Annotated in this window: 13 protein-coding genes, 3 tRNA genes, 4 rRNA genes and 1 other RNA gene; 7 read left to right on the top strand and 14 right to left on the bottom strand. The window is 33.5% G+C overall.

Annotation, left to right across the window (positions count from 1 at the left end; all coding sequences use genetic code 11):
* Positions 1–140 precede the first annotated feature (140 nt).
* Positions 141–1659 (bottom strand): 16S ribosomal RNA (locus tag RATSFB_RS00265).
* A 150-nt stretch (positions 1660–1809) separates the two neighbouring features.
* Entirely contained in the window at positions 1810–2574 is a 765-nt protein-coding gene (locus RATSFB_RS00260) for a tRNA threonylcarbamoyladenosine dehydratase (protein ID WP_014094065.1), read from the bottom strand.
* A gap of 121 nt (positions 2575–2695) precedes the next feature.
* Here RATSFB_RS00260 and RATSFB_RS00255 point away from each other — a divergent pair, with 121 nt between their 5' ends.
* Genes RATSFB_RS00255 through RATSFB_RS00245 form a run of 3 tightly spaced genes read left to right on the top strand, consistent with a single transcriptional unit; the run spans position 2696 to position 4995 of the window.
* Positions 2696–3400 carry a 5'-methylthioadenosine/adenosylhomocysteine nucleosidase gene (locus RATSFB_RS00255; RefSeq protein ID WP_014094064.1) on the top strand — a complete coding sequence of 235 codons (705 nt, stop codon included), beginning with the start codon at positions 2696–2698 and terminating at the stop codon, positions 3398–3400.
* Positions 3401–3402: 2 nt separating this feature from the next.
* Positions 3403–4653, top strand: a complete 1251-nt coding sequence (locus RATSFB_RS00250) for a DUF1576 domain-containing protein (protein ID WP_014094063.1) — start codon at positions 3403–3405, stop codon at positions 4651–4653.
* Complete coding sequence (locus tag RATSFB_RS00245) at positions 4654–4995, top strand: hypothetical protein (protein WP_014094062.1); 342 nt, start codon at positions 4654–4656, stop codon at positions 4993–4995. It abuts the gene before it with no gap.
* 38 nt (positions 4996–5033) lie between these two features.
* Here RATSFB_RS00245 and RATSFB_RS00240 read toward each other — a convergent pair.
* The 9 genes from RATSFB_RS00240 to RATSFB_RS00205 all read right to left on the bottom strand — a co-directional run bounded on the left by RATSFB_RS00240 (position 5034) and on the right by RATSFB_RS00205 (position 12995).
* Positions 5034–5109 (bottom strand) — tRNA-Lys (locus tag RATSFB_RS00240).
* Positions 5110–5226 (bottom strand): 5S ribosomal RNA (gene rrf / locus RATSFB_RS00235). It abuts the tRNA gene before it with no gap.
* Positions 5227–5283: 57 nt separating this feature from the next.
* Positions 5284–8177 (bottom strand): 23S ribosomal RNA (locus RATSFB_RS00230).
* Between the two features lie 184 nt (positions 8178–8361).
* Positions 8362–9880: ribosomal RNA gene (locus tag RATSFB_RS00225) — 16S ribosomal RNA — on the bottom strand.
* Together the 16S, 23S and 5S rRNA genes with 1 tRNA gene alongside form the textbook arrangement of a ribosomal RNA operon.
* Positions 9881–10030: 150 nt before the next feature.
* Complete coding sequence (gene recR, locus RATSFB_RS00220; protein WP_014094061.1) at positions 10031–10630, bottom strand: recombination mediator RecR; 600 nt, start codon at positions 10628–10630, stop codon at positions 10031–10033.
* A 59-nt stretch (positions 10631–10689) separates the two neighbouring features.
* The gene (locus RATSFB_RS00215; protein WP_014094060.1) at positions 10690–11025 is read right to left on the bottom strand and encodes a YbaB/EbfC family nucleoid-associated protein; all 336 of its coding nucleotides are present in this window, start codon (positions 11023–11025) and stop codon (positions 10690–10692) included.
* A gap of 46 nt (positions 11026–11071) precedes the next feature.
* Positions 11072–12553: a DNA polymerase III subunit gamma/tau gene (gene dnaX / locus RATSFB_RS00210; protein WP_014094059.1), complete on the bottom strand. Its 1482-nt coding sequence runs from the start codon at positions 12551–12553 to the stop codon at positions 11072–11074.
* An 83-nt stretch (positions 12554–12636) separates the two neighbouring features.
* An RNA gene (gene ffs, locus RATSFB_RS07185) (signal recognition particle sRNA large type) lies at positions 12637–12901 on the bottom strand.
* A 4-nt stretch (positions 12902–12905) separates the two neighbouring features.
* Positions 12906–12995: transfer RNA gene (locus RATSFB_RS00205), tRNA-Ser, on the bottom strand.
* 100 nt (positions 12996–13095) lie between these two features.
* Between RATSFB_RS00205 and RATSFB_RS00200 the strand changes: the two genes are divergently transcribed.
* Complete coding sequence (locus RATSFB_RS00200; RefSeq protein WP_014094058.1) at positions 13096–13533, top strand: nucleoside deaminase; 438 nt, start codon at positions 13096–13098, stop codon at positions 13531–13533.
* Positions 13534–13547: 14 nt separating this feature from the next.
* On the opposite strand, the gene RATSFB_RS00195 is transcribed toward RATSFB_RS00200, so the two are convergent.
* From RATSFB_RS00195 to RATSFB_RS00185, 3 genes are all read right to left on the bottom strand, one after another.
* Complete coding sequence (locus RATSFB_RS00195) at positions 13548–14804, bottom strand: hemolysin family protein (RefSeq protein ID WP_014094057.1); 1257 nt, start codon at positions 14802–14804, stop codon at positions 13548–13550.
* Positions 14805–14923: 119 nt separating this feature from the next.
* Positions 14924–14998 (bottom strand) — tRNA-Arg (locus RATSFB_RS00190).
* A gap of 66 nt (positions 14999–15064) precedes the next feature.
* Positions 15065–15664: an ATP/GTP-binding protein gene (locus RATSFB_RS00185; RefSeq protein ID WP_014094056.1), complete on the bottom strand. Its 600-nt coding sequence runs from the start codon at positions 15662–15664 to the stop codon at positions 15065–15067.
* A gap of 108 nt (positions 15665–15772) precedes the next feature.
* Here RATSFB_RS00185 and proS point away from each other — a divergent pair, with 108 nt between their 5' ends.
* Genes proS through RATSFB_RS00170 form a run of 3 tightly spaced genes read left to right on the top strand, consistent with a single transcriptional unit; the run spans position 15773 to position 18820 of the window.
* A complete protein-coding gene (proS, locus tag RATSFB_RS00180; protein WP_014094055.1) occupies positions 15773–17212 on the top strand; it encodes a proline--tRNA ligase in 1440 nt (479 codons plus the stop codon).
* Between the two features lie 13 nt (positions 17213–17225).
* Positions 17226–17711: a DUF4358 domain-containing protein gene (locus RATSFB_RS00175; protein WP_014094054.1), complete on the top strand. Its 486-nt coding sequence runs from the start codon at positions 17226–17228 to the stop codon at positions 17709–17711.
* A 50-nt stretch (positions 17712–17761) separates the two neighbouring features.
* Positions 17762–18820 (top strand): DUF4358 domain-containing protein, encoded by a 1059-nt coding sequence (locus tag RATSFB_RS00170; protein ID WP_014094053.1) that lies wholly within the window; start codon positions 17762–17764, stop codon positions 18818–18820.
* Positions 18821–18829: the final 9 nt, after the last annotated feature.

Below are 18829 nucleotides of genomic sequence, written 5' to 3'. Positions count from 1 at the left end.
TAATTTAACTTGCTACCTTTCGCATTATTTACTATTTATATACAATTTTCAAAGATCTTTATTTCTTTTATTAAGTAACCTCTATATTATTAGGTCACTCACAATTGAATAGGAAAAAGTTCTCTCTTTCATTTCCTTAGAAAGGAGGTGATCCAGCCGCAGGTTCTCCTACGGCTACCTTGTTACGACTTCACCCCAATCACTGACCCCACCTTAGACTGCTGCCTCCTTTCGGTTAGCCCACAGGTTTCGGGTGTTGCCAACTCTCATGGTGTGACGGGCGGTGTGTACAAGACCCGGGAACGTATTCACCGCGACATTCTGATTCGCGATTACTAGCAACTCCATCTTCATACAGGCGAGTTTCAGCCTGCAATCCGAACTGAGATGAGTTTTATAAGTTTTGCTCACTATCGCTAGCTTGCTTCTCTTTGTTCTCACCATTGTAGCACGTGTGTAGCCCTAAACGTAAGGGGCATGATGATTTGACGTCATCCCCACCTTCCTCCTAGTTAACCTAGGCTGTCTCGCTAAAGTGCTCAGCTTAACCTGTTAGCAATTAACAACAAGGGTTGCGCTCGTTGCGGGACTTAACCCAACATCTCACGACACGAGCTGACGACAACCATGCACCACCTGTATCCTTGCTCTTGCGAGCTTCCCTCATTACAAGGTAATTCAAGGTATGTCAAGTTTAGGTAAGGTTCTTCGCGTTGCTTCGAATTAAACCACATGCTCCGCTGCTTGTGCGGGTCCCCGTCAATTCCTTTGAGTTTTAATCTTGCGATCGTACTCCTCAGGCGGGGTACTTATTGCGTTTGCGACGGCACGGATTGTTATTCACAACCCACACCTAGTACCCATCGTTTACAGCATGGACTACCAGGGTATCTAATCCTGTTTGCTCCCCATGCTCTCATGCCTCAGCGTCAGTTACAGTCCAGTAAGTCGCCTTCGCCACTGGTGTTCTTCCTAATCTCTACGCATTTCACCGCTACACTAGGAATTCCACTTACCTCTCCTGCACTCTAGTTAAACAGTTTTATATGCTTTCTACAGGTTAAGCCTATATATTTAACATATAACTTATTTAACCGCCTACGCATCCTTTACGCCCAGTTATTCCGAACAACGCTTGCCACCTACGTATTACCGCGGCTGCTGGCACGTAGTTAGCCGTGGCTTCCTCTGCAGGTACCGTCCTTCCTCTTCCCTGCTAACAGAGCTTTACAATCCGAAAACCTTCTTCACTCACGCGGCGTTGCTGCATCAGGGTTTCCCCCATTGTGCAATATTCCCCACTGCTGCCTCCCGTAGGAGTATGGACCGTGTCTCAGTTCCATTGTGGCCGTTCATCCTCTCAGACCGGCTACACATCGTCGCCTAGGTAAGCTCTTACCTCACCTACTAGCTAATGTGCCGCAGACTCCTCCTATATCAATAAATCTTTCACTATATAATCATGCAACTATATAGCTGTATGCGGTATTAATCCAACTTTCATCGGGCTATCCCCCAATATAGGACAGATTATCTACGTGTTACTCACCCGTTCGCTGCTAAGGTACATAGAGCAAGCTCCATCTACCTCCGCTCAACTTGCATGTGTTAGGCACGCCGCCAGCGTTCGTCCTGAGCCAGGATCAAACTCTTATCCTTCTCTCATTCTCTCAAAATTAACGTTGACTTTCTCGTTTCCTCTTCCCTATTCAATTGTCAATGATCTATCTAATATCTCTCGGCTTCTACCAGCCAACTAACTCATAGTACCAAACTTACCTCCCCTATGTCAATACTTTTTTTATTTTTTTATTGTTTTTTGTCTAAAAATGTATTAATAACCTCTCCTGCTAATATAAATCCTGCTACTGGTGGTACAAATGAAATACTTCCAGGTATTTGCCTTTTATTTGTACAGCTTCTACCATTATCATAATTACATACACACCCCGTAATACAATTAGCCACTTCACTCATTTTAGGTTTTTTAGGCTTCTCTTCCGAAAACACTACTTTTAATTTTTTCACTCCTCTTTTTCTAAGTTCATATCTCATAACCTTACACAAAGGACAATTCTTAGTTTGATATATATCAGTAATTTTAAACTGAGTAGGATCTAATTTATTTCCTGTACCCATACAACTAATTAAATTAATATTATTTTTTTCACAATATTCTGCTAATGCGATTTTAGCCGTTATTGTATCCAAAGCATCTATAACATAATCAACATCACTATCTATAATTTCTGCTATATTATCTTTAGTAACTGTTTTTATAATTTCAATAACATTAATTTTTTTACTTATACTTTCAACCCTTTCCTTCATAACCATAGTCTTAAACTTACCAATTGTTTTATAAACAGCATGAAGTTGTCTATTTAAATTAGTTAAACATACTGTATCGTCATCAACTATAACAATATTGCCTACGCCTGCTCTTGCTAAAGCTTCAACACTATAAGATCCAACTCCGCCAAGTCCTAATACAACAACTTTTTTACCCCTTAAACTTTTTAATGCTTCAGTACCTATAATCAATTCCATTCTTGATAAAGCATGTTGAATCATAGAATAATCACTCCTATAAACTTAAATTCCACTTACATATTCTATCACAAAATATATTTTTCTTGTATATATCATCTATATTTTATTATAATTTATTTAAAAATAATAAAGGAGAATGATAATGAAAATAGGAATAATATGTGCTATGAAAGAAGAGTTTGAACTCATATCAAACGATATAAACAATGCATCAATAACTAACAAAATAAACTTAGAATTTATTTCAGGGAAACTTTATGGAAAAGATATAGTAGGTGTTGTTTGTGGAATTGGTAAAGTAAATTCAGCTATATGTACTCAAGTTTTAATTTCTGAATTCAAGTGTACACACATTATAAATAGCGGTGTTGCTGGAGGCATTGATGAAAATGTTAAATTTAAAGATGTTGTTATAGCAAACGATTTAATACAACACGATTTTAATGTTTGTAATTTTGGATATAGATTAGGTGAAATACCAAATATTGGTACTTATTCATTTAAATGTGATAATTCTCTAATAAATTTATCAAAGTCTGTGTGTGAAAATATTTCAAATACTGGTATTGATTTTAAATTCCATGTAGGCAGAATTATAACAGGAGATCAATTTATATCTGATGATAAAATATCAAATAAACTAAAAAATGATTTTAATGCACTTGCTTGTGAAATGGAAAGTGGAGCAATAGCTCAAACATGTTATCTAAACAATATCCCTTATATAATTATAAGATCAATATCAGATAATGGTGGAAATATTGCTGGACATGAATTCTATAAATTTTTAAACGACGCATCTAAAAACTCATATTTAATTTTAAAAAACCTAATCATTCAAATATAAATATGAATTTTGATTTAAATCTATATAAAAGAAAACTAGATGTATATACTGTACATCTAATTATTTTTTTATTTATAGGATCTATAGGAATTTTCATAACACCATATAAAGATCTTTTTATAGGGATAAAAAATATAATTACAACTCGTAGCATACTTCTTACTGACTATATGTATGTAAGTGGTATTGGTGCTACCTTATTAAATGCTTCTATAACCTCACTATTAATTTTATTGTTATATAAAATTAATAAAACAAAAGAAACAGGATCAATGATAATGTCATTATGGTTAACTCTTGGATTTGCTATGGTTGGTAAAAATTTTATAAATATTTGGCCTACAATAATAGGTGTATATTTTTATTCTAAAATTCAAAGAGAAAGTTTTTCAAACTATATTCTTATCGCAACTCTATCTACATCCGTTTCTCCAATATCTAGTGAAATTTTTAAAATATTAAATCTTAATTCCTATATAACTTTATTAATATCTATATCAATTTCTATATTTGTAGGTATGATAATTCCTCCACTAGCTAAGTTCACACTAAAAATGCATCAAGGATACAATTTATATAACGTAGGTTTTGCAAATGGATTGATAACCATATTGATTATATCAATACTCAATTATTTTAAAATAGAAATCAAACCAAACTTACTATGGAGTATCGAATACAAAAATATTTTATTGTTTTTAATAATTAGCTTAATAATATTTTTACTATTACTTGGAATTAAAAAATCTTATTATTCAAAGTTTCCTAACATATTAAAACACTCTGGAAGGACTATAACAGATTTTTACTTAATGTACGGAAATTCCTCTTATTTAAATATGGGTATACTCGGTATCATATTTCTATCTTATATACTCATAGTAAATGGAGATTTAAATGGACCCACAATAGCCCTATTATTCTGTATAATTGGCTTTGGATCAATCGGAAAACATCCTTTAAATACAATCCCATTAACTCTTGGAGTGTCTTTTACGGCTTATATAAGTAATATACAATTAAATACACCTACAATTTTACTAACAAGTCTAGGCTCAACCGCTCTTGCTCCAATATCCGGTAAATTCGGAGCTATAATAGGTTTTATAGCAGGATGCTTACATTTAATTTTAATGAAATATATCGGACATTTAAGTGGTGGAATTAACTTATATAATAATGGATTTATAGCAGGTATACTTGCAGTAATATTAATTCCAATAATAGATGGTTTTAAAAAAGGAGATATTTAAATGAAACACTCAGGACAACGAAATAGTAGGATAGCTGAAGAACTCATATTGTTATCTTATAAATATGGAGCAAAAAACATAAACCTTAATATCAAAAACAAGGAACATACAACAATAATAACTTTAGAAGCCGAAGAAATAAATATAGATAAATCTAACTTTAAAACAATTATTGAGCTTTTAAATATACCAAGATGTTCAGAAATGGAAGAATATTATTGGAATCTAACTGGAGAATCTGATATAGATTGCGAATTATCACTAATAGGTTCTATGACAGATTATGTTAACATTAATTTAGAAAATAACATACTCAGAATAAAATTATATAGAAACAAATAAAGAAGAGGCAAATTACTACCTCTTCTTTATTTAGAAATTGGTGATTCGTCGGGGACTCGAACCCCGGACACCATGATTAAAAGTCATGTGCTCTACCACCTGAGCTAACGAACCAACTGGCAATGACTTACTCTTCCATAGGGGTAACCCTAAAGTACCATCAGCACAGTGTAGCTTAACCTTCCTGTTCGGTATGGATAGGGGTGTTACCTACACGTTATAATCACCAGATACTGAGAAATATTTTAATCTCTCAAAATTGTATATAAATAATAACTTGCTAAGTATTTGGTCAAGCCCTCGACCTATTAGTATAAATCAGCTAAATATGTTACCATACTTACACCTTTTACCTATCAACCTTGTGTTCTTCAAGGGGTCTTACTAGCTTACGCTATGGGAGATCTTATCTTGAGGTGGGCTTCACGCTTAGATGCCTTCAGCGTTTATCCCTTCCTAACTTAGCTACCCAGCCGTGCTCCTGGCGGAACAACTGGTTCACCATTGGTTAGTCCATCCCGGTCCTCTCGTACTAAGGACAGCTCCTCTCAAATCTCCTGCGCCCGCGACGGATAGGGACCGAACTGTCTCACGACGTTCTGAACCCAGCTCGCGTGCCGCTTTAATGGGCGAACAGCCCAACCCTTGGGACCTACTTCAGCCCCAGGATGCGACGAGCCGACATCGAGGTGCCAAACCTCCCCGTCGATGTGAACTCTTGGGGGAGATCAGCCTGTTATCCCCGAGGTAGCTTTTATCCGTTGAGCGATGGCCCTCCCACGAGGTACCACCGGATCACTAAGTCCTACTTTCGTACCTGCTCCACTTGTAGGTGTCGCAGTCAAGCTTCTTTATGCCTTTACGCTCTACGAAGGATTTCCATCCCTTCTGAAGAAACCTTTGAACGCCTCCGTTACTCTTTTGGAGGCGACCGCCCCAGTCAAACTGCCCATCTAACAGTGTCCTGTACCCAGTTCATGGATTCCAGTTAGAATTTCAGTAATATCAGGGTGGTATCCCAACATCGACTCCTCTAAATCTGGCGATCTAGATTCCCAGTCTCCCACCTATCCTGTACAAATATTACCAAAACTCAATGCTAAACTACAGTAAAGCTCTACGGGGTCTTTCCGTCCAATCGCGGGTAGCAAGCATCTTCACTTGCACTACAATTTCGCCGGATTTGCAGTTGAGACAGTGCCCAAGTCATTACGCCATTCGTGCGGGTCAGAACTTACCTGACAAGGAATTTCGCTACCTTAGGACCGTTATAGTTACGGCCGCCGTTTACTGGGGCTTAAGTTCACCGCTTCTCTTACGATAACAGCTCCCCTTAACCTTCCAGCACCGGGCAGGCGTCAGCCCCTATACTTAAGCTTTCGCTTTTGCAGAGACCTGTGTTTTTGATAAACAGTTGCTTGGGCCTATTCTCTGCGACCATATCTCTATGGCACCCCTTCTCGCTAACTTACGGGGTCAATTTGCCGAGTTCCTTAACTGCAATTCTTCCGCTGGTCTTTGGATTCTCACCTCGCCTACCTGTGTCGGTTTGTGGTACGGGCACTAATTATCTACCTAGAAGTTTTTCTCGTCAGTGTGAAATCAGATACTTCGACTCATTCGTCTCCCCATAAAGAATCAACTTAAACACATATATGGATTTTCCTCTATATGCTATCTCTTCTCTTAGACCAACCTCCATCTGTTGGCTATCCTATCCTTCTGCTTCCCTCCATCGATCAATCAATAATTAGTGGTATCGGAATCTCTACCGATTGTCCATCACTTACGCCTTTCGACCTCAGCTTAGGTCCCGACTTACCCTGGGCGGACGAACCTTCCCCAGGAAACCTTAGGCTTTCGACCATTAGGATTCTCACCTAATTCTCGCTACTTATGCCAACATTCTCTCTTGTATAAAATCCACTATTGCTCTCGCTTTAGCTTCAGCTCTTATACAACGCTCCCCTACCAATGTTTCCATTCCACAGCTTCGGTGATGAGTTTTAGCCCCGTTTATCTTCGGCGCAGAAACTCTCGACTAGTGAGCTATTACGCACTCTTTAAATGAATGGCTGCTTCTAAGCCAACATCCTAGTTGTCTTAGAATCTCCACATCCTTTACCACTTAACTCATACTTTGGGACCTTAGCTGGTGATCTGGGCTTTTTCCCTTTTGTCCAAGAATCTTATCACTCTTAGACTGACTGCTAATAAACAAATATAGGCATTCGGAGTTTAATAAGGTTCGGTAACCTTACGGCCCCTAGCCCATTTAGTGCTCTACCTCCTATATTCTATAAATTAACGCTAGCCCTAAAGCTATTTCGGGGAGAACCAGCTATCTCCGAGTTCGATTGGAATTTCTCCGCTATCCACAATTCATCCCATGGTTTTTCAACACCAACGTGGTTCGGTCCTCCACGAAGTTTTACCTTCGCTTCAACCTGATCATGGATAGGTCACCCGGTTTCGGGTCTACAACATGCAACTATTCGCGCTATTAACACTCGATTTCTCTTCGACTCCAGTCCTTAAGACCTTAATCTCGCTACACATCGTAACTCGTTGGCTCGTTCTACAAAAAGCACCTCATCACACATATTACGTGCTCTGAGCGGTTGTAAGCACACAGTTTCAGGTTCTATTTCACTCCCCTTCCGGGGTTCTTTTCACCTTTCCCTCACGGTACTACTCCACTATCGGTCATCAGGTAGTATTTAGCCTTGGGTGGTGGTCCACCCTGCTTCCCACAAGGTTTCTCGTGTCTCGTGGTACTCTGGGTAAGTCCCTCTCAATTTCAGTTTTAAATTACGTGGCTTTTACACTCTTTGGCTTAGATTTCCATCTATATTCATCTAACTTACTCTCTCAATTATAGACTCCCTCAACCCCCAAGTTTCCTTGGGTTTGGGCTCTTCCCCTTTCGCTCGCCGCTACTTAGGGAATCGATATTTCTTTCTCTTCCTACAGGTACTTAGATGTTTCAGTTCCCTGCGTCTACCCTCTAATAACTATTTATTCATTACTAGATACATAGTCTCTCACTATGTGGGTTCCCCCATTCGGAAATCTACGGATCAATAACTATTTGCGTCTACCCGTAGCTTATCGCAGCTTATCACGTCCTTCATCAGCTCCTGATGCCAAGTCATCCTCTGTGCGCTCTTAGTAGCTTGACCTATTTGTTATATATTTTTTCCAGCTCTTAAATTACTATTGCTAATAATTTAACTTGCTACCTTTCGCATTATTTACTATTTATATACAATTTTCAAAGATCTTTATTTCTTTTATTAAGTAACCTCTATATTATTAGGTCACTCACAATTGAATAGGAAAAAGTTCTCTCTTTCATTTCCTTAGAAAGGAGGTGATCCAGCCGCAGGTTCTCCTACGGCTACCTTGTTACGACTTCACCCCAATCACTGACCCCACCTTAGACTGCTGCCTCCTTTCGGTTAGCCCACAGGTTTCGGGTGTTGCCAACTCTCATGGTGTGACGGGCGGTGTGTACAAGACCCGGGAACGTATTCACCGCGACATTCTGATTCGCGATTACTAGCAACTCCATCTTCATACAGGCGAGTTTCAGCCTGCAATCCGAACTGAGATGAGTTTTATAAGTTTTGCTCACTATCGCTAGCTTGCTTCTCTTTGTTCTCACCATTGTAGCACGTGTGTAGCCCTAAACGTAAGGGGCATGATGATTTGACGTCATCCCCACCTTCCTCCTAGTTAACCTAGGCTGTCTCGCTAAAGTGCTCAGCTTAACCTGTTAGCAATTAACAACAAGGGTTGCGCTCGTTGCGGGACTTAACCCAACATCTCACGACACGAGCTGACGACAACCATGCACCACCTGTATCCTTGCTCTTGCGAGCTTCCCTCATTACAAGGTAATTCAAGGTATGTCAAGTTTAGGTAAGGTTCTTCGCGTTGCTTCGAATTAAACCACATGCTCCGCTGCTTGTGCGGGTCCCCGTCAATTCCTTTGAGTTTTAATCTTGCGATCGTACTCCTCAGGCGGGGTACTTATTGCGTTTGCGACGGCACGGATTGTTATTCACAACCCACACCTAGTACCCATCGTTTACAGCATGGACTACCAGGGTATCTAATCCTGTTTGCTCCCCATGCTCTCATGCCTCAGCGTCAGTTACAGTCCAGTAAGTCGCCTTCGCCACTGGTGTTCTTCCTAATCTCTACGCATTTCACCGCTACACTAGGAATTCCACTTACCTCTCCTGCACTCTAGTTAAACAGTTTTATATGCTTTCTACAGGTTAAGCCTATATATTTAACATATAACTTATTTAACCGCCTACGCATCCTTTACGCCCAGTTATTCCGAACAACGCTTGCCACCTACGTATTACCGCGGCTGCTGGCACGTAGTTAGCCGTGGCTTCCTCTGCAGGTACCGTCCTTCCTCTTCCCTGCTAACAGAGCTTTACAATCCGAAAACCTTCTTCACTCACGCGGCGTTGCTGCATCAGGGTTTCCCCCATTGTGCAATATTCCCCACTGCTGCCTCCCGTAGGAGTATGGACCGTGTCTCAGTTCCATTGTGGCCGTTCATCCTCTCAGACCGGCTACACATCGTCGCCTAGGTAAGCTCTTACCTCACCTACTAGCTAATGTGCCGCAGACTCCTCCTATATCAATAAATCTTTCACTATATAATCATGCAACTATATAGCTGTATGCGGTATTAATCCAACTTTCATCGGGCTATCCCCCAATATAGGACAGATTATCTACGTGTTACTCACCCGTTCGCTGCTAAGGTACATAGAGCAAGCTCCATCTACCTCCGCTCAACTTGCATGTGTTAGGCACGCCGCCAGCGTTCGTCCTGAGCCAGGATCAAACTCTTATCCTTCTCTCATTCTCTCAAAATTAACGTTGACTTTCTCGTTTCCTCTTCCCTATTCAATTGTCAATGATCTATCTAATATCTCTCGGCTTCTACCAGCCAACTAACTCATAGTACCAAACTTACCTCCCCTATGTCAATACTTTTTTTATTTTTTTATTGAATACTTTGTCTAAAATCTAAAGCTCTGCTTAAAGTAATTTCATCAACATATTCTAAATCACTTCCCAAAGGCACTCCATACGCCAATCTAGTCAACTTTTGTTCTTTTGGAAATAATTTAGATATGTAAATACTAGTTGCTTCTCCTTCAAGAGTTGGGCTTGTTGCCAAAATTACCTCATTTATTTTCTCTTCTTCTACTCTCTTAACAAGTAAATCTATTTTAAGGTCTTCCACGCTAACTCCTTTAATCGGAGATATTAAACCATGCAACACATAATACAAACCTCTATAATTCCTCGTTTTTTCAAAAGCATAAATATCTTTTACATCTTGTACAATACAAATAACTCGCCTATCTCTACCTACATCTTCACAGATCGAGCAAATATCATTTTCAGAAAAATTGTTACATTTTTTACAATATTTTAAATCCTCTTTACATTTTTTTATAGAATCACAAAAGTCTAAAACATCCTTCATTTCCTTATTTAACATATACATGGTTAATCTTACCGCTGTTTTATATCCTACCCCCGGTAATTTCGAAAACTCTCCAATGACTTTTTGTATGTATTCTGGATATTCTATCATCTTTTTCCTCCGTATTTAAAAATAAAAATAAGGCGAGTGTACAAACTCACCTAACTTAATTAAAATCCCGGTATATTGAATCCACCAGTTAATTTAGACATTTCTTTATTAGTTTCTTCTTCAACCTTTTTATACGTATCATTTATGCAGCTTATTATTAAATCTTGTAGCATTTCGATATCATCCGGATCAACTATTTCAGGTTTTAATTTTATACTAACTATTTCTTTTTTTCCATTCATTTTTACAGAAACAACTCCACCTCCAGATGTAGATTCAAAATTCATCTCTTCTAGTTGCTTCTTTGTTTCTTCCATATTTTTTTGTAATTTTTGGGCTTGTTTGAGTAAATTATTCATATTTCCCCCTCCGAAACCACCTGGAAATCCCTTCATTTTAAATCATTCCTTTCTAATTTTTCAAAATAATAAACAATAAATTCTATTTGTTTTGTATTTCTATTTCATCTCCAAAATACCCTTTAAGTTTATGATGAATGTTATCATCATCAATTTTATTTGAATATATTAATTCAAATTCCATATCTCTTTTAAAAAAATCACGTAAATTTTTCTTGATTGCAATCAATGTATCATTTTTTCTTAGTCTATTTAATATTCCCTCCGTATTACACTCAAAAACAATTTTATCATTCATTATTTTGTTTAATTTTCCGTTTGTTAAAAGCGAATACATAACCATGTATTTGTTTAATTTAAGATACTTTAAAAATTCATCCCATTTATCAAATTCTATATTTTTATTAATTTTATCATCAATATTGTTTTCCTGATTTTCATGTATTGTATTAAAAATTTCATTATGTGATTTGGGGGCTTTATCATTTTTTATAAGTTTTATTATAAGTAATTCTAAATAAACCCTATATTCAACATCACTTAAATCCTTCATATTATTTATATTATTTATTTCATTTAAGAGCATGTGAACATAATCAAAATCTATGATTTTTGAAACATCTAAAATTCTTTTAATATTTAATGTATTCTTCTCAATCAATATATTAAAATTCTCCTTATTTATCTTGAGAAACATAACATCTCTTAGTATATTTCTAAAATCATTAATAAAATTTTTAATATTAAGGTTATTCTCAAATATTTTTGATATTATCGATATGCTTTCATTTAATTTATTCAACCTTATATTTTCTATTATATCAAATATCATCTCACTTGAGGTTACACCCAAAATTCTTCTAGAATATTCAAGCGTAATATACTCATCAGACACTACAAGTCTTCCCAAAATACTTATAGCATCCCTCATAGAACCATCAGCTAATCTAGCTATTAATAAGATAGATTCAAAATCAATCTCTATATTTTCACTTTCCGTTATATATTTTAACCTATTTGTTAAATTGGCTTCATCTATACTTTTAAATTCAAACTTCTGACATCTAGATATAATTGTTTTAGGTATCCTCTTTACTTCAGTTGTAGATAAAATAAATACAACATTCGACGGAGGTTCCTCTAAACTTTTAAGTAGAGCATTAAATGCACTTATTGAAAGCATGTGAACCTCATCTAATATGTAAACCTTATACCCATCTACGAAGTTTGAATACCTCAATTCCTCAACTAACGTTCTAATCTGATCTACACTATTATTAGAAGCTGCATCTAATTCAATTATGTTTAAAGCATCATATGTACGATTGCATGAACTACATTGATAACAAGGTTCACCATTAATACTATTTGTACAATTTATAGCTTTCGCAAAAACTCTTGCGCAAGTTGTTTTACCCGTCCCTCTTGTACCTGAGAATAAATACGCATGAGAAAATTTATGTAATTTAATCTGATTTTTTAATATATTAGATATATCTTCCTGACCACATATATCCCCAAATTTCATAGGTCTATATTTGGTGTACAGAGATTTATTATCCATATAAAATCATCCCTTTATTTTAAAGCACCCTATTAATACAATAGGATGCTTTATCAAAAATATAATATACTTTATTTAGTATGTTGTGCATCTCCCTTTGATAAATATACCCAAAGCGATAGATAAATCATCAACTCAAATTAAATTGTTCTACATCACTTAAGAAAATCTATTTACCGTTGCTATTTTCCAATCCTGGCGGAGTTCATAGATCTCTTAATGCGTAGAGTTTAATTCTCAACGAATCCGATTTAACTCAAACCTTTAAATACATAACCGAGGGGAGCCTTCAACTCTGCTGTAGCGGATTGCAGATAAAGGGCACCGCTAGTTCCCCATCTAGCACAACAATTGGCGGAAAGAGAGGGATTCGAACCCTCGATAGAATTTCTCCTATACATGCGTTCCAGGCATGCCTCTTAAACCACTCGAGCATCTTTCCATGCTATTAAGTAAAATTATATATTATATATTTTTTATTTGCAATAAAATAATATTAAAATTATTATAACTATACATTTTTAAAATAAAAGGGGTTTATCATGAATGTAGAATACTTTACTAGAGAAATGCTTAAAGAAGCATATAAGGCATATAAGCTTAATGAAGTACCAATTGGATGTTTAATTGTAAAAGATAATAAAATAATAAGTAAGTCCCACAACACCAAACATTCAACGAATATACCGATAAATCACGCAGAAATTCTATCAATTATACAATCATGCAAAAATTTAAATTCATTATACCTAAACAATTGTTCTATATTCATTTCTTTAGAGCCTTGTGCCATGTGTGCAGGTGCTATAATAGAAAGTAGAATAAAGAATATATTTATAGGATCGCCAAATCCATTTAATGGATTTTTTTCCAAAAATTATTATTTTTACCCCAAAGACTTAAATATTAAATGGTTAAATGATTCTAGATGCGAATTTATTATAAATAGATTTTTTATCAAAAAACGAAAAAAGCTATAATTTGTATTATAGCTTTAATCAGTAATCTTAACTCTCAATCTCTTTATCCTATTTTTCCCAATATTTTCAACAACAAATGATATACCATTAATATCAACAAATTCACCATTCTCCGGGAATTTACCTAATTTTTCAATTATATATCCTCCAATTGTTTCGAATTCCGATTCTATCTCTATACCTAACATATCCTCAAGTGTATCTATTTTAAGAGTACCGACTATTAAATACTCTTTATCATTTATAACTTGAATCTCCTTATCTATTATCTCGTCGTACTCATCTTCTATATCTCCAACTATTTCTTCTATTAAGTCCTCAATAGTTACAATTCCAACAGTTCCACCATACTCATCTATTATAACACTCATATGATTTCTATTTTTTTTCATTTCATTAAACAAATCTCGTATCTTTTTGTATTCATAGCTCGAATATATATTTCTTATATATTTATCTATTTTAAAATCCTCATCTTTCTCTATGAAAAACAAATCTTTTATATTAATAAGCCCAATAATGTTATCTATATTATCTTTAAATACAGGAACTCTTGAAAAACGTTCAGTCTTAAATGTAGATACAATTTCCTCATAAGTTGAATCTATAGAAAGTGTAACCATATCAACTCTAGGTATCATAACATCCTTTGCTTTCAAATCCCCAAACTCAAACACATTATATATAAGTTTCTTTTCCTCTACCTCAAGTACTCCTTCTTCTTGGCTAAAATTAACCATACTTTTAATATCTTCTTCTGTTATATTAATTTGCCCCTCTTCTTTTTTAATACCAAAAATAATCATTATTATTTTGGATATCTTTGAAAATATAAATACAATTGGATTAAGCAACAAAAGTACTATTTTTAATGGTTTCCATAATACTAGCGCTAACTTTTCAGCCTTTAATACAGCTATAGTTTTTGGTGTAATCTCTCCAAAAATCAATAATATAATCGTTAAAACTAATGTAGAAACAAACGTTGCAAATCCTATTCCAAATTCACTTAATACGTCCATAAATATAATAGTTGAAATTGAAGATGCTAATATATTAACTACATTATTGCAAATAAGTATTGTACTTAAAATCTTACTCGGATCTTCTACCCATTCTTGAATTTCTCTAGCACCTTTTATTCCATCTTCTACAAATTGTTTAATTCTTATTTTATTAATAGATATAATAGCTGTTTCAGCTGCTGAAAAAAGAGCTGATAGTAAAACCAAAAATACTAAAAATACTACAAGCCAACCACTTGATTCCAAAAATAACCACTCCTAAATAATTTTAATTTAATAATTTTCGTTAAAATTATAATCTTTATTTTTTAAAACAATGATATAACACAATTAAATAAAAGAGTGCCATATCAAATGACACTCTTTGGCACTCTCAGCAGGAATCGAACCTGCATCTACTCCTTAGGAGGGAGCTATTCTATCCATTAAACTATGAGAGCAAATATACACTATTTCAACTATTATTTTATTAAATTTTATAACTATTGTCAAATATAAAATTTGATTTACATCAAGTACCTAATATATTTAAATATATTTTCATAAAAATCATTTCTGAGAAGTTTATAATCCCTAAACTTCTCATATAAATCCTCAAAATACTTTACACAAAATACAAAAGCATTCCTATTTAATTCTCTCAACATGTACAAATCACTGATTTTCAATTCATCGCCATCAAAATTATTAATTATAATTATATTACTATAAGGTCTACATATTTTATTCTTAAAGATATTTTTAATATGTTTTATATTTAAGATATTTATCCTAGATCTAATAAATATCTTATCTTTCAATATCCTACTTTCAAGAACCATATTTAAATGCTTTATCGATATATAATCAGCTTCAATAAATATAAAATGTGGTTTTTGCATCTCTATCAAATATAAAAGTTTGTTATCATCAATTTGAGAATAATAATCTATAAATTTAACCTTAATATCTATATTTGTGTTATAGTTAAAATTTGTATTTCCTCTATCCAAACATAAAATAAGTATCTTTTCACCTTTTTTTATATTTTTCATTTCTAAATATGAATTTAAAAATAATGTTTTTCCACTTCCATTAAATCCCATTATTATTTCAACTTCACTCATAATACCTCATACACTAATTATTACACAAATTATAAATATTCCATAAAATCTACATTAATGTTATAATAATAAATAAAATTTTTTCAATAAGGATAGGGTGTCTACATAATGAGTAATGAGAAAAAAATAGTTAAGGAAATTACATCTATGGATATAGATTTTGCTAAATGGTATACAGACATAGTTAGAAAAGCAGAGTTGGCTGAATATTCAAGTATACGAGGTTGTATGATAATTCGACCTTATGGTTTTAAGATTTGGGAAAATATACAAAGTTATCTCGATAAACAATTTAAGAAAACAGGTCATGAAAATGTTTATTTACCAATGTTTATATCAGAATCTTTACTTCAAAAAGAAAGTGATCATGTCGAAGGATTTGCTCCAGAAGCTGCTTGGATAACTCATGGTGGTAGTGAAAAGTTAAATGAAAGAATGTGTGTTAGACCAACATCAGAAACTTTATTTTGTGAACACTATTCAAATATTATTGAATCTTATAAAGATTTACCAAAACTTTATAATCAATGGTGTTCTGTTGTTAGGTGGGAAAAGTCAACAAGACCATTTTTAAGGACAACTGAATTTTTATGGCAAGAAGGTCACACAGCTCACGCAACCGAAGAAGAAGCCATAGAAGAGGTACTAAAAATTCTTGATATATACGAAGATTTTTGTAAAAATATATTGGCAATTCCAGTAATTAAGGGTAAAAAAACAGATATGGAGAAATTTGCTGGAGCAAAACAAACTTATACAATCGAAAGTATGATGCATGATGGGAAGGCACTTCAAAGTGGTACGACTCATAACTTCTCAGATATATTTTCAAAAGCATTTGACATTAAATTTACAGATAAAAATGGTAATCATCAATATGTATATCAAACTTCATGGGGAATATCCACAAGATTAATTGGAGCTATTATTATGGTTCATGGTGATAATAAAGGACTCTGTATGCCTCCAAGAATCGCTCCCATACAGCTTATAGTTGTTCCTATAAATACCAAAGATGAAAATGTTATGAAAAAATCGAGGGAAATATATAATTCTCTTAAAGATAACTTTATATGTTCAATTGATGAATCAAACAAATCTGCTGGATGGAAATTTAATCAATACGATATGAAAGGCATACCTATAAGACTTGAAATTGGCGCAAGAGATCTTGATAAAAATTCAATAACTTTATATAGACGCGACAACAGTGAAAAAATTTTAATATCTCTTGAATCAAATTTAAATGAGGTTGTAAAAGAGTATTTAAATAAAATTCATGAAGGATTATATAACAAAGCTCTTAAATCGAGAGATCAAAAAACATATGAGGCTAAAACGATGGATGAATTAAAAGAAATTTATAAATCCCAAACTGGATTCACCAAAGTTATGTTATGTGACGATCAAGAGTGCGAAACAAATATAAAAAATGAAGTAGGGATAACATCTAGATGTATACCTTTCAATCAAACAAAAATACATAACAAATGTATTTACTGTAATAAACCAACTGACAAAATGGTTTTATTTGGTAAATCTTATTAGGAGCTGACAACATATGAAATTACTTAAATTTTTTTCTCTCATATTTTCATTTTTGTTTTTTACATCTTGTAATACTGATTATTTAAATGTAGATAATGAAAATTCAACTGATTTAAATATATCTTCTAATGAAATTTTTAATATATCAACTAAAGGTTTAACCCTTCCTAGATTTAAAAGTTTAAATGATGATGAACTTTTAGATATATATGCAATAGACCCAAATATTTTAGTTGACTATATCTCAAATATTCCTCAAGAAAATACTTCAGGAGTTGAAATTTCTATATTCCATCTAAAAGATATATCAAACGTAAATGAGGTTATACTTGGAATACAAAGAAGACTTGAAATGCTTGAAATTGAATTTAAAAATGTTAAACAATCAGAATATGAGTTAATAAAAAATCCTTACTTAAACACCATAGGAAATTACGTTATATTTGCATTACATAGAGATATAAAAACATTTGGAAATAATTTAAATAATATTTTTTAGAATAAATTAAGGGAAAGTAAATTACTCCTTAATTTCATGGAGAATTAATTATGATAAATAAAAAATCAGCTGTAATTATGTCATCATTAGCATTAATTAGTTTAACATCTTGTAATAGAGCAGTTAAAAATACACCCACAGAAGAAAATACAAATGATAATTTACAAATATCTAAACGGAGTATAGGTTCAGATGAAAATATAATAAAACTAGATAAAAATAAACTTCAATCTCTTGGATCATATGATTACACAATTGGAATATCATCATATCCTGTTATTGGTAACGTAGAATTTGATGAATCATCAGAAAACTTAGAAATATCAGAGCAAGTTTTCACACTAAGCGAAGTTCAAAAAATTACTGAAGATATATCAAATGAATACATGAATTATTTATCTGAAAATGAAAAGTATTTAACTAATAAATATGGGGAATACATAAATGCAATTGAGAGTGATTACTTAAACTTAGAAAATGAATACAATAACTTATTAAACGATTTTTCAAATTATTTGGAGGGCACCTTAAAAGATGAGATAAATAATGAAGATGTTTTAAATCCTTCAGAAAATACACCAAATTTTGAGGATACATCTAATAAAGATGAAAATACCGATACAGATAATAAATTTTTAACTAGAGAAGATGAAATAAATGCAATATATGAAAAAGCTTTATATAATTCATCTAAAAATATTAATGAATTTAAGCCTATTCAAGGACAAGATCAAAATGCTTCGAAACTCATATTAGATAAAATATTAAATAATATAGAACTTCCTCCATACACATACACTAATGATTCCTTTATTTTTTCAAATTATGGTATAAATAAAGATGAAATAGAAGATTATGTACTTATACACTCTAAAGAGTTAAACTCAAACTATTTTGAAATTTTTATGTTTAAACATAAAAATTTATCAGATGAAGAATTATCAGATAAACTTAATTTAAGATTATCGAGTATTTTAAATTCACTTAAGGGTTATAATAATGATGAATTTAAAATTGAAGACAATGTACTTTTTTTAGATATAGATGATTACACACTATTTTGTTTTTCAAAAAATAGCGGTGACATATTAAATTTATTAGAAAAATAATAAAGGATT

Origin of the sequence: Candidatus Arthromitus sp. SFB-rat-Yit, from assembly GCF_000283555.1 — a bacterium.
Classification (GTDB): domain Bacteria; phylum Bacillota; class Clostridia; order Clostridiales; family Clostridiaceae; genus Dwaynesavagella.
The sequence above is the reverse complement of the archived record's forward strand: the minus strand, read 5'-3'. Positions and strand labels throughout refer to the sequence as shown.